Source organism: Streptomyces indicus, assembly GCF_900100315.1.
Classification (GTDB): Bacteria; Actinomycetota; Actinomycetes; order Streptomycetales; family Streptomycetaceae; genus Streptomyces; species Streptomyces indicus.
Genome location: NZ_FNFF01000007.1, coordinates 7078 through 19414 on the forward strand (window position 1 = coordinate 7078; position 12337 = coordinate 19414).

Here is a 12337-nt window from a genome sequence, read left to right on the forward strand (position 1 = left end):
GTTGGGTCCATCCCCGCGTGCACGGGGAGCAGAACGGCCTATATCCGCTCCCCGCGGGCGCGTTGGGTCCATCCCCGCGTGCACGGGGAGCAGACCTGATGGCCGCGCCCCAGAAGGACCCCGGCGGGTCCATCCCCGCGTGCACGGGGAGCAGCGCTGGATCTTCGCCTCGGTCGACAGGGGCGCGGGTCCATCCCCGCGTGCACGGGGAGCAGGCCCGTGCGATGCGGGATGCGGGCCGGGTGGGGGGTCCATCCCCGCGTGCACGGGGAGCAGCCCACGTACAAGCACGCCTCGCAGGGGCGGCTGGGTCCATCCCCGCGTGCACGGGGAGCAGGGATTGTCCGGTTCGATTACCCGGTCTCCGATGGGTCCATCCCCGCGTGCACGGGGAGCAGTCTCGTTGACCAGGCATGATGCGCGGGGTCTCTGCGCTGAGGAACCACTTCTCAAGAATCCGACGTTCTCCATGTATCGCATCAACTACCGCAAAGGTCGTTCGTAGCCCGCATGCGGCAACGAGGCCTCCTCACGTGAGGGCTGGCTTTCGAAGGATCGCGCGTTCATCGGCGGAAGCGTCGGCGCTTAGCAGCTTTGCTCCAGCCCGGTGGCAGGTCTGGGGGAGCCGCTTGGGCCGGTTGTTTGTGCGGTCGGTGGATCAGGGTGAGTCCTTCGTGGTCGAGGGGCTGCCAGGCGTGGTCGTGGGTGCGGAAGGTGAAGCCCTGTTCGGTGTCCGTGGTGTGGGCGAGGAGGGCTCGGCCTTGGTCGGCGTAGGCGCGGACTTCGTTCCAGAGCAGGTCGCGGATGCGGGCCGAAGGGCTGCCGATGAAGACGCCAGGCGAGATTTCCAGGAGCCAGCGGGTCAGGTAGCCGCGCAGTCCCGGCGGGCAGTTGGTGAGGACGATGACGGTCACCACTGGCCTCCAGGAGCGAGGTCGAGGTCGAAACCGGAATCGGGGTCGTGGTTGCGGCCGGCCGCAATGTGGTGACCGCCGTCTGTCTGGAGAGTGACGTGATCGGCGTCTGAAGTGCTCTCGGTTCCAGGTGGCAGCAGCAGGGCCTTGATGTCATGGACGCACCGGTCGAGGAGGCCGGTGCGCGCGATGTGGTCGCGCAGGGCGCGGCGGGTGCGGGGGCCGGGGTCCTCGTTGCTCTCAGCGGCGGTGGCGAAGGCTATGGGGATACCGACGTCGGTCTTGTAGAGGTCGGCGATGTCCAGGACGAAGGAGAGCTCGTGGCCGGAGTGGATGAAGCCGAGGGCCGGTGAGCAGCCCAGGGCGGTGACGACGGCGTGGGTGATCCCGTACATGCACTGGGCGGCAGCCGTGATGGTCTGGTTGACGGTGTCGCCTGAGGTGAAGTCGCCCGGCGTGTAGTGGCGGCCTTTCCAGGGGACGCCGGTACGGGCGGATTCGCGCCGGTAGCACTCCTTGAGGCGCATGCCCTCGGCGCCCAGGAGTTGGCGCCGGGTGAGTCCGGCCGGGTCCTCAGCGGGGAAGCGCAGCCGGTACATCGCGCGGGCGACCTCGAGCCGGGTACGGACGTTGGCCCAGGCCGTGGCCTGTGCCTCGGCGAGCGCGGAGGAACGGGTGAGGGCGCGGCCGGAAGCGTAGTAGCGGACGCCGTGTTCGCCGACCCAGGCGACAGCGGCGCCGGTTTCCCCGAGGACGCTCATCGCCTGGTGCGTGATGCGGGTTCCGGGGCCGAGCAGGAGGGTGCCGATGGTTGCCGAGGGGATGTGGCGAACCCCCTCGGCGTCCTCGGCGGTGATCGCGTTCGCATCGCGGTGGACGGTGCACCTCTCCAGATAGACGAAAGAGAGACGGTCAGCGACGCGGGTGAGTTCGCGCGGGGTGAGCCGGGTGCGGCGGCTGACGGTGGACACGGGATCTGCTCCTACGGGCCGTCAGCGGATGGGTGCGAGGGTCATCAGCCCGCAGCCGTAGGCCCGCGCCTTGCCCAGGCCTTGAGTGAGCAGGGTGCGGAGCCGGTCGGGATGGGTGACCTCCAGACATCCGTCGTAGGTGACCGCGGTGACACGGACGTGATGCCTCCGGTCGTCGCTCTTCTTCGTGAAGCTGAGGGGCCGGGGCGAGCGAACGGTGATCAGGTGTTCGTCGCCGTGCTCGACGAGGCGCTGGCTTTCGGGCTTGGCGAGGATGGCGAAGCCGCCTCGTTCCTGCCGTTCGAGGAGCCAGGCGAGTTGGTGCTTGGGAACTCGGTGGGCGGTCCGCTTGGTGGGAGCGCCGTCCTCGTTGCGGACGTAGTGGACGGGGTTGGCGGTGAGCCGGAAGGACCAGGTCGTGCCCTTGTCCAGGCGGCACAGGAGTCGTGAGTAGTCGCCGGTCTGCCAGTGGGGGCCTTCGGCGGCGGGCCACCCTGCCTGCTCGACGAGGTGGGTGAGGTCGGGCGGGGTGGGGCTGACGATGTAGAGGTGCGCCACTGCGGCGCTGGTGTGATCGACGCGCCACAGCACCCGGGGGGTGTCCGGGTCCCCGGGCAGATACGGGAAGGACGACATCACAGCGGCGTGCATGACCTGCGGGGAGGTCAGGAGTCGCCGGGCGCCGGTGCGGCGCGTGTTGAAGCGGAATCGGGTCAGATGATGGGTCATCAGTTGCCTGCCAGGGCGGTCATCGGATCGTGGTCGTCGAAGGCGCCGCCCGGGCCGTTCCGCAGCCGGTGCCAGGGGTTCGGCACCGGGATCGGACCTATCTCGGTGACGATGCGCAGGCCGTAGCGACGGTGCCGGCTGGAGAAGCTGAGCGGCTGGTCGCGCAGCGAGTCGCTGAGCGCGGTCGGGTCGGTGTCGCCGGCGAGAGCGGCTGAGGGCTCGGCCATGGCGCGCAGTTCGACGGCGGCGTGGCGGGCGTGGCGGCGCTGGTGCCATGCGGAGGCGTGCCAGGGCTCGCTTTTCAGGACGTCTTCCAGCCGCGTGCCCGGGTGGATGTCCCGGTCGGGGGTGAAGTCGACCGGGCGGGCCGGCGGGCAGGACCGCCGGCCGAGGTAGGGCAGATAGGCCGGCGCGCGCAGTGCTTCGCGCAGCTCGGCGATGGTGGCGCGGTCTCCTTCGACTGCGGCGACGAAGACGGCGTCGGCGAGGTAGAAACGCTCGGAGAGCGGCATCGCGTCGTCGGTGTCGAAGTGCCGGGCCGTCTGGAAGTCGCGGACGCGGGTGCCGGGCTGGTCGATGCGGACGCCGAAGCGCAGGCGGGCCAGGCGGGCGAGCTCGGCCTCGTTGTCGCGTTCGATACCGAGGGCGGCGGCCAGCATGCCGATGACGCCGCTCTTGGTGGGGGCGGGTTCGGTGGTGCGGCGGGCGAAACGGGCCGAGGCCCCCCAGGACTGGAGGGGTCCGGCCAGCTGGAGTGCCAGCACGGCGGTGACGTTCACATCTGCCGGGGCGCTGTCCGCGGCTACGGCGGCGGTCGTGGCGCTGGTCATCCGCGCTGCTCCAGGCGCTCGGCGACAGCTTGTCCGACAGCGGCGACGAGTTCCCTGACGCTTGCCGTCCGGGTACCGAGGACGGAGACCGGCTTGGCGGCGGGGCCGACGGCCAGGACCCAGCGGTGGGTGGTCTGCTCGTCCCCGTACGCCTTCTCGATCTGCGGGACGTATTCGGCGAGCCGCCGGCAGGCCTGCTCCATATGACCGCCTGCCTCCTCGCCCGCGACGACGGCCTTCTCGAAGGCGGAGACGTAGCTGATCGGGCGGCTGGTGCGGAGGGTGACGAGCACGGCTTCCGGCACGGTGTGGTTTCCGAACGTGTTGATCTTGCCGCTGGGCAGGGACGAGATGAAGGCGTCGGTGAAGGCCTCGGCGGCGCGGCGCACGGGGGTCGTCGTCGGCTCGTCGTCCTTGAGGCCCTGCCCGAGGTTGCGCTCCAGGAGGTCGACGTCGACGGCGGCATAGCGGTAAAGGGTCGAGGAGTTGAAGTCGACGGTGCCGATCATCCCGGCGCCGGTCTCGCCCTCCTCGTTCTCGTCGTCGACGGCGGTGAAGTAGTCCGTCTCGGTCTCGGCGCGGTGGACGCTGACGGCGTGGGCGACCTGGGCTGCGGCGTCGACGTTCAGGTCGGTGGAGTCGGCGACCATCCGGCCGAACAGGGCGACGTCGACGGAGTGGCTGGTGTCGGCGGTCTTCTTGGCCAGGTCCTTGTTGGCCTTGTCCTTGAAGAACGCGGTGATGTCACCGGAGCCCTCGATGGCGAGACGGGCGAGTCCGTCGATCTGCCGGGCGCTGAGGAACAGCAGGTAGGCGGTCTCGGGAGCCGGCTCGGGCTCGCCGTTCTTCTTCGCCCGGTCGGCCTTGCGCCTGGGCACCTCGACCTTGAGGCCGGCGGCCTTCAGAGTGTCGGCCGCCAGCTTGAGGGCGGTGTTACCGTCGAAGGAGGAGTCCAGGGCGGTGATGCGCTTGGCAACCAGCGCGACGACCTGCGTGGTCCGCACGCCCAGCTCCCCGGGGTCGAGCAGGCCCTTGAATGCCTCGCGGGTTGCGCGCTTCCACGCCTGGCTGGAGACCCGGGCCCGCTTCACCCCGCCGTAGACGGCGCTCTTGGGGGAGCCGGTGTCGTCGCGGTTGATGTTGCTCGGCGGGACGCTCTGCAGTGCGTGGATCTCGAGAATGGTGCGAGGCGTTGCGGTCACTGGCCGTCCTTCGGGTCGGAGTCGGTGCCGGAGTCGGTGGTCGCGGACTTCTTGGGCTGGTAGGCCTGGTACGAGCGGCCCCAGCTGCCGCGGACGGCATCGCGGGCGGCGGGCCGCTGCCAGCGGTAGACCTGCTGAGCAAGGACCGCGTAGTCCAGGGGGATGCTGTCGCGGCGCAGCAGGGAGACGAGTTCGCGCAAGCGGTCGGCGAGCTCCTCGACGGTGCGGGAGCTGCCCAGGCGGACGAACCGCTTGCGTATGGGGCCGCCGGGATCCTCCGCTCCCTTGATCTGGCGTACCGCGGCGCCGAGTTCGCGGGCAGCCCCGGACAGGTGCATCCGCTCCCCGCGGGACTGCTGGTGCAGCGCCCACAGAGTGAGGGCGAGGTGGAAGGCGTTCTCCGCCCGGGTCAGCTCGGTCTCCCGGTCCTTCAACTCCTCGGCCTCGTACAGCGGGCTGGTGTCGAGCAGGCCCCACAGGTCGGGGACGAGGTGCGGCGGCTTGCCTGCGCCGCGCCGCAGCCGGGCGAGCGCGGCGACGGCGGCGGCATGGTCAGCGAGATAGGCGTTCTGCAGGCGCGCGATCTCGTTGTGCGTGGCCTGCGCCACCGGGCCCCACTCCTGGTACGAAGCGGTGGCCGTGCGGTTGTCCACTCCGGTCCTGCCTTTCCGTGGGTGCGAAGCCGCGCTCGCGCGGCTGCAGGGGTTGTGGATGTCGTGTCTGCCGTCGGCGCCCGAACCGGGCTCCTGGTCGGGGAGGGTCATCCGACAGTGCTCTTCTCGCCGGTCGCAAAGGCGCCGGACCCGTTGGAGGACTGGGCGGCGGGCAGGGCCCGGCGCAGTCTGCTGCGGAACCACAGGTCGGCGAGGGCGGAGTCGAGAATCACCGTTCCCTTGGAGGTCTTGAACTGACGCCCCGCGAAAGCGGCCTCCCCTGCCTCATCGAGGAGCCGCCGGCCCAGGCCCCACACCGTGGAGAAGACGGACTCCTGCCAGATTTCCCTGTGTTCGTGCCGGTCGACGCCCGGGGCGAGGCCGCTGACCCAGATCCGATAAGGGCCGTCGAGGGCGGCGTACCCGAGGTCACCGGCGGTCTTCTTGGCGCGGTCGGTCTCGGCGCCTGCGGCATGAGCGAGGTCGCCGGCCAGATCGGCGAGTACGCGGACGGCAGCGTCGGCGTCGCCTACCGCGTCGACCGCGGTCTGGCCCATCAGCCGGTCCTGCTCGCCGAGCAGGGCGACAGACAGGTCGACCCCGTCCGCGGTGATCTCGTCGATGACGGACTGCTGGGTCCCGTAGACCACGCCGTACGTCCGCAGCCGCAGTCGGGCCGCTGGCTCGATGTGCCCCTCGTCCACGAGCAGTCCGAGCCAGTCGGCCAGGGCAGGCCGCAGGAAGCCCGCCGGTTCGTTCCGGCCGGTCTTCTCGCCCTGACCCACCGGGGCGACGAGGGACTGCATGCCGCGCCAGGCGGCCCGCTCCGGCTTGTGCTCGCGCGGCAGGTAGACCGGGACCTCGCGGAGCTTCTTCTCCTGCGGCTCGCTGCGCCGCCAGGCCGACATCGGCTCGTACTTCTGCCGGTTGCGCTGGACCAGGCCGTCACCGTACGAGAGGAGGACGCCGTGCACCCCGTCGGCGTCGTAGTGGAGGCGGATACGGCGAGACTGCCATGTGTAGAGGTCCCGCACCCCGCTGGGGCGGCTGGCGAAGCCCGGGTCCCGGTTCTCGCCAGGGGCGCAGGGCGGGCGGCGCCAGGCGGGCGCGTCGTCCTTTGCGGCGTGAACCAGCCCGCTGCCGGGGGCGATGAGGTTGAGCAGCAGCGTCTCGCGCAGGCTGCGGCCCTCGGCGGCGATGCCGCCCAGATTCCCGGCCCAGGCCGGTCCTTTGGGGTAGGCCTTGCCTGCCTTGGCGTCCGGATCCCCGACAGCGCCGGTCTTGATGCCGGAGGTGTCATAGGCGTGGGCGTGGACGACCCAGCGGGCGGCCTCGGCGAAGCCGAGCCGGTCCGCCCCGGGCCGGCGCATGGAGAAGAACGGGTCGCCGTTCGGCACATCGGCCACGATCCGGTCGAGCGCGAAGACCTCGTTCTTGCCGGTACGGAGTTCGGCGACCTGGAAGAAGGGTGCTACGGGATGGAGCAGGTCGAACCGGTCCCGGTGCTGCTCCAGATATGCGGGAACGGCATCGAACGGCTCCGCGCTCTCCCACAGCTCGGCCCAGTCGTCCGTATCGTCCGGCCGGCCGTCGAGAGCGTCGTGAAGCACCGCGAGTAACAGCCGCAGCAGCGCGAACTCCTGGGTGGGCAGGTCGCCGACGATCCTGCGGACCTTCCTGGCCTGCACGAAGACGTCCAGCAGGCTCAGCACTCCCTCGGTGCCGTCGGTGCACTGGACCGGGATCCAGGGCCGGACGGTCAGGTCGTACGACAGGACGCCATCGCCCCGCACATCCGCCCGGTCGTCCCCGTGCTCGTCGCGTTCAACCCTCACGGATCACCTCGAGTCCGTCGGTGGTGCTGTAGTCGAGTCGGTAGCCGGCCAGCCGGGCCTGCGCCCGGCGAGAGGATGCTTGCATCGGGGTATGACAATCGGTGCTGACCTGGAGAAACAGCTGTCCCTCCAGCCAGTGGGCGTCCTTGCTCTGCCAGGCGCGGACCCCGAACTGCTCCAGTTCGGCGATCACTTGGTCGACGATCCAGGCCCCGGACAGCTCCACCGGGAGCCGCAGTCCGCTGGCGGCCGCCGCGCGGGCGGCCCGGGCCGCGGGCACCGCGTCGGCAGGCAGCGGCAGTCCTCCGTCGCCGTCGGGCAGCCACTCCACCGTGGTCAGCGAGCCGTCCGGATGCCGCTGTACGACGAGGACCTCCAGTGACTCGCCGCCATCGCGCACCTGAGCACGGCCGGCCCGGGTGTCCTCGGTGTCGTGGACGTCGTGGCGGAGCCAGCCGGCCAGGGACTTGCCGTCCTTGCCGGCCTCGGCGACGCGAAACGTGTCCGCCTTGTTCTCCTTCTCCCGCTGCGCGGTCTCGTGCTGCAGCCGGGCATGCTCCATCACGTGCTGCCAGCCGACCGGGCCGATCGCCGCGTCACCGTACGCACACTGCACGAGCAAGCTGATCTCGTCCGGCAGCCGAACCGGATCCCCCTTCTCCAGGAAGGGCCACAGGGCCGCCGCCGACCTCAGCAGCACATGCCTCCCGTACACGGTCACCGACCCGCTCACGGGCTCGGGCACCGGCGCCCTCCAGTCCGCGACTCCTGTGATCAGGCAGCGCGCGGTGCCCAGCTTCCCGGGCCGCTGCCGAGGGTGCCGGTGCAACCGCCCCATCCGCTGCAGCACCAGGTCGACCGGGGCGAGGTCGGTCACCAGTAGGTCGAAGTCGACGTCGAGCGACTGCTCGGCGACCTGACTGGCCACCACCACATGCCGCACCGGCCGGGGATCGGCCGCACCGGCCGCCGGCCGCCCGGGCGGACCGAACAGCCTCAGCAGCTCCTCGTCCTTGGCCGCGCGGTCCAGATCGAGGAAGCGGGCGTGCGCCACCGACACCGAGATACCGTCCTTCGTCAGCTCCTCCCTGAGGCGCCTCGCCGTGGCATGCACCCTCTTGACGGTGTTGCGGACGACCAGGGCGCATCCGCCGTCCGCCAGCTCCGACCGCAACCGCCCGGCGAGCACGTCCAGTCCGTCGTCGAGGCGCTCCACGAACACCTCGGCCGTCCGCGAGGACCGCCCCGGCTCCATCGCCTCCGGCACACCGCCGGGCGCGACGGACGTGATCAGCGGATACCCCCCGGTCGCCCGCAGCACCGCGAACCGCGGATCGGCCCTCACCGCACCCGCATACGCCTCGGCGAGCCGACACCGGCGGTCCGCGGGCAGCGTCGCCGAGAGCACCACCACCGGCACTCCGTACGCACCGAGCCAGGACAGCACCCGCTCCAGATAGGTGTTCATGTACGCGTCGTACGCATGCGCCTCGTCGATCACGACGACTTTCCCTGCCACCGCCAAGTGACGCAGCGCCAGATGCCGGGTACGCAGCCCCGCCATCAGCAGCTGATCGACGGTGCCGACCACGAACGACGACAGCAGATGTCGCTTGCGCCCCCTCAGCCACTGGTGTGCAACCAGCTCCGCGCGGGCGGCCACCATGTCCTCGGCGGGCCGGAAGCCGCCGCTGTCACCGTCCAGGTCGACAGCGGAGATGTCCCGCGCGGAACCCCTCAGCAGCTCGGCAAACCCTGTGTTCAGGGCTGCCTTGGAATGCGCCAGCCGCACCGACCAGCGCTCACCGCCCTCCGCCACCGGAAGCCGATCCAGCCACGTCACCACCCGCGGGAACATGGCATTGCTGGTCGCCATCGTCGGCAGGGCGAACAAGCAGCCCCCGGCCCCCGACCGCGCGGCCAGGACCTCGGCGGCCGCCAGCGCCGCTTCCGTCTTCCCCTCCCCCATCGGCGCCTCGACGACTATCAGCCCCGGCACCGGCATCCGGTGGGCCACCCGAACCGCGCCCTCCTGCACGGGACGCGGCCGCGCCCCCGCCGGCAGATCGAACCGGGCCGCGAAGAGTTGCTCCGCATCCTCCTCCGGCAAGGCCGGCCGCCACGGGCCGGGAAGGTCGAGCCCCCGCCAGGCGGCCGCGATCCGCTCCTCGTCCGTACGGGGCCGGTCCTCGGGAAAGTACGGGAACAAGTCCCGGTTGCTGGCGATCCAGTCGGACACGATGACAATCGCCGACAGCAGCACCTGCACGGTCTGCGGCAGCTTGACCCTCCGCCACTCCCCCAGCCGGTCCTGCACCCCGAAGTGATCCGCGCACGCCTCCAGCAACTCCCGTTGCACCCGCGCCCACAGCGCCTCACTCGGCCCGGGCGTCCGTAGCAACTCCGGGTGCGCATCGAGATCGACCGCCCGCGCCGGCTCCGGCGGCACCCCGTGGTGCCCGCCGATGACCACGGTCAACTGACTGGTCGCCGCCCGCCTCCAGCCGTGGCACTCCACCAGCCAGTCCCGCAGCAGCACCTGTCCGGCCAGCCCGTGCGGAGCCACCGCCCGGTCAGGCATCGCCTTCCGGGACTTCATCTCCAGCCCGACCCCACGCATACGCTCGGCCAACGCCTCGGACTGGCAGGCGAACGCCGGCGTGACCTTCCCGAGGTCGTGAACGCCCGCCAGCCACACGGCCAGCAGCCGCCCGTCCCCTTCCCCCGCGGGCAACACACTCCCGATGCGCCACCGCACCGCGTCCGGCAGCCAGTGATCCCAGAGCAGCCCGGCCACCGCGCCGCTGTCCGCCATGTGCCGCCACAACGGCAGCCACTCGTCGCCTCCGCGCGCGGGATCCTGGTTGCTCTTGGCCCATACGGTCAGCGCAGGCCCACTGAGTCGACCTCTTAACCCAGACTTCAACTCGCCCCCCAAGTCGGCATGTCCGGTAAGTACAGGAAAGCGACACGCGAGGTAGCCCTTTCCGCATGGAGGCCGCACACGGATAAGCGGCACCGGCACATTCCCAGACTTCGCGGCCCCGCGACCCTCAATGCCATCACTCTTCGCCCCTGGCAACGAGGCGCCCGCCAGCCAACTGGCGGATGACCACTACGACTTGACATGCCAGGCGCCGCGTCCTCAGAGCAGCGGCAAGCTGCCCGAACAATTAAGGAGCGCTCTCGTGTTGGTTGTTTGGGTCAGATGACTCTTCGTCGCCAGCGGCGTCAGCCTCACCTTCTGGCTGGGCTTGGCGCCGGCCACAGGCTGCCGCTCAGGGTTCCCGGGGCCGAAGGGAGGTAGCGACAGTTCTGGCGGGTGCCGTGTCTGCTGTCGTGGCAGTACCGCCAGTTCGCTGGGCACAGGAAAGGCATCAGCCCCCAAGGATTCCTGAGAGCGCTCACTGCACTCCGCCGCCCAGCGGGTTACGGTCCGACCGCCCACGAAGGTGGCGCCTTGCTCCCCGCACACGCGGGGATAGCCTGAGCTTGGCGTTCCGCAGGCGCATGACGGCAGATGCCGGATCGTTGAACTCCCGTGCGTGCTCCTGCAGTTCACCGCCAAGCTGCAGCCAGTCCACATCGGGGTGCGGCAGACCTCGACCGCCATGGCGCGGCGTTCCGCCTCGGTCAGCCAGTGCCAATCGGCGAGTCGGCGAGCAACCCAGTCCGGAATCTCGGCGTCGCCGCGGCAAGGTGTGCGGCAGAAGTTGCAGCCAGGCTGGCGGCGCGAAGGCGGGTGCGCGGCCCTGCACCGGAGACGCCGTCTGCTCCCGCCGCGAGCTGGACGGTGAGCCGTGGTCGGGGTGGCACGGACCGCCTCATCGACCCGCGAACCGCCTGCCGGACGCTACATCCACCCGCGATACCCGTGACGCCCCGTCAGGGCAGCCAGTGCCGATCCAGCACGGGAAACGCAACGGGGTCGGACTGCGAACAGCCCGACCCCGATTGACCTGCAGTTTTGCTAGATCTGAAACGATCTGCAATGGCGGGTATCAAACGTTGAACCGAAACTCCACCACATCCCCGTCCTGCATCACATAATCCTTCCCCTCCATCCGCGCCTTGCCCTTGGCGCGGGCCTCGGCTACCGAGCCGCATTCGACCAAGTCGTCGAAGGAGATGACCTCGGCCTTGATGAAGCCCTTCTGGAAGTCCGTGTGGATGACGCCGGCGGCCTCGGGGGCCGTGGCGGCCTTCTTGATGGTCCAGGCGCGGGATTCCTTCGGGCCGGCCGTCAAGTAGGTCTGCAGGCCCAGGGTGTTGAAGCCGACGCGGGCCAGGGTGGCGAGGCCCGGCTCCTCCGCGCCCACCGACTGGAGGAGTTCGAGGGCGTCCTCGGCGTCGAGTTCGGCCAGGTCCGCTTCCAGCTTCGCGTTGAGGAAGATGGCCTCCGCCGGGGCGACCAGGGCGCGCTGTTCGGCCTTGAAGGCGTCGTCCGTCAGCTCGTCCTCGTCGACGTTGAAGACGTAGAGGAAGGGCTTCGTCGTGAGGAGGTGGAGGTCGTGGAGGAGCTCCGCCTTCTCCGAGCCCTGGACGATGCCCTGGGAGAAGAGGGTGTCGCCCTTCTCCAGGATTTCCTTCGCCTCCTCGACGGCCTTGACCTTCGGGGCGATGTCCTTCTTGATGCGCGATTCCTTCTGGAGGCGCGGGAGGACCTTCTCGATGGTCTGGAGGTCGGCGAGGATCAGCTCGGTGTTGATCGTCTCGATGTCGTCCTTCGGCGAGACCTTGCCGTCGACGTGCACGACGTTCTCGTCCTTGAAGGCGCGGATGACCTGGCAGATCGCGTCGGACTCGCGGATGTTCGCGAGGAACTTGTTGCCCAGGCCCTCGCCCTCGGAGGCGCCGCGGACGATGCCCGCGATGTCCACGAAGTCCACCGTCGCCGGCAGGATGCGCTGCGAGCCGAAGATCTCGGCGAGCTTGTCCAGGCGGGGGTCGGGGACGCCCACGACGCCGACGTTGGGCTCGATCGTGGCGAACGGGTAGTTGGCCGCGAGGACGTCGTTCTTGGTGAGGGCGTTGAACAGGGTCGACTTGCCGACGTTGGGCAGACCGACGATTCCGATCGTGAGCGACACGTTTGACCGACTTCCCGTGTACGTACGTGATGAGTGAGGGCGTCCCCCGCGGACCGGGTGGTCCGGGGATGCGGCAGCCCTCGCGGGCGGGCCGACACACCAGTTTAGGGCCG

Annotated in this window: 9 protein-coding genes and 1 CRISPR repeat array; all 9 genes read right to left on the reverse strand. The window is 70.1% G+C overall.

The genetic code is table 11. From position 1 onward, the window contains the following. Positions 1-3 precede the first annotated feature (3 nt). Positions 4-398: direct repeats of the CRISPR family, unit length 29 nt; unit sequence GGGTCCATCCCCGCGTGCACGGGGAGCAG. A 165-nt stretch (positions 399-563) separates the two neighbouring features. The 9 genes from cas2e to ychF all read right to left on the reverse strand — a co-directional run bounded on the left by cas2e (position 564) and on the right by ychF (position 12224). Then, positions 564-914: a type I-E CRISPR-associated endoribonuclease Cas2e gene (gene cas2e / locus BLT97_RS18455; protein WP_093612152.1), complete on the reverse strand. Its 351-nt coding sequence runs from the start codon at positions 912-914 to the stop codon at positions 564-566. Then, complete coding sequence (gene cas1e, locus BLT97_RS18460) at positions 911-1885, reverse strand: type I-E CRISPR-associated endonuclease Cas1e (RefSeq protein WP_093611576.1); 975 nt, start codon at positions 1883-1885, stop codon at positions 911-913. Before cas1e ends, cas2e begins: the two co-directional genes overlap by 4 nt. A 21-nt stretch (positions 1886-1906) precedes the next feature. Then, positions 1907-2614 (reverse strand): type I-E CRISPR-associated protein Cas6/Cse3/CasE, encoded by a 708-nt coding sequence (cas6e, locus tag BLT97_RS18465; protein ID WP_093611578.1) that lies wholly within the window; start codon positions 2612-2614, stop codon positions 1907-1909. Then, positions 2614-3444 (reverse strand): type I-E CRISPR-associated protein Cas5/CasD, encoded by an 831-nt coding sequence (cas5e, locus tag BLT97_RS18470; RefSeq protein WP_093611580.1) that lies wholly within the window; start codon positions 3442-3444, stop codon positions 2614-2616. Before cas5e ends, cas6e begins: the two co-directional genes overlap by 1 nt. Then, positions 3441-4646: a type I-E CRISPR-associated protein Cas7/Cse4/CasC gene (cas7e, locus tag BLT97_RS18475; protein WP_093611582.1), complete on the reverse strand. Its 1206-nt coding sequence runs from the start codon at positions 4644-4646 to the stop codon at positions 3441-3443. The genes cas5e and cas7e overlap by 4 nt, the downstream gene beginning before the upstream one ends. Continuing rightward, positions 4643-5299 carry a type I-E CRISPR-associated protein Cse2/CasB gene (casB, locus tag BLT97_RS18480; RefSeq protein ID WP_218137313.1) on the reverse strand — a complete coding sequence of 219 codons (657 nt, stop codon included), beginning with the start codon at positions 5297-5299 and terminating at the stop codon, positions 4643-4645. The genes cas7e and casB overlap by 4 nt, the downstream gene beginning before the upstream one ends. A gap of 107 nt (positions 5300-5406) precedes the next feature. Then, positions 5407-7134 carry a type I-E CRISPR-associated protein Cse1/CasA gene (gene casA / locus BLT97_RS18485; protein WP_245769406.1) on the reverse strand — a complete coding sequence of 576 codons (1728 nt, stop codon included), beginning with the start codon at positions 7132-7134 and terminating at the stop codon, positions 5407-5409. Continuing rightward, the gene (locus tag BLT97_RS18490) at positions 7124-10072 is read right to left on the reverse strand and encodes a CRISPR-associated helicase/endonuclease Cas3 (protein WP_093611586.1); all 2949 of its coding nucleotides are present in this window, start codon (positions 10070-10072) and stop codon (positions 7124-7126) included. Before BLT97_RS18490 ends, casA begins: the two co-directional genes overlap by 11 nt. A gap of 1063 nt (positions 10073-11135) precedes the next feature. Beyond that, positions 11136-12224, reverse strand: a complete 1089-nt coding sequence (ychF, locus tag BLT97_RS18495; protein WP_093611588.1) for a redox-regulated ATPase YchF — start codon at positions 12222-12224, stop codon at positions 11136-11138. Positions 12225-12337: the final 113 nt, after the last annotated feature.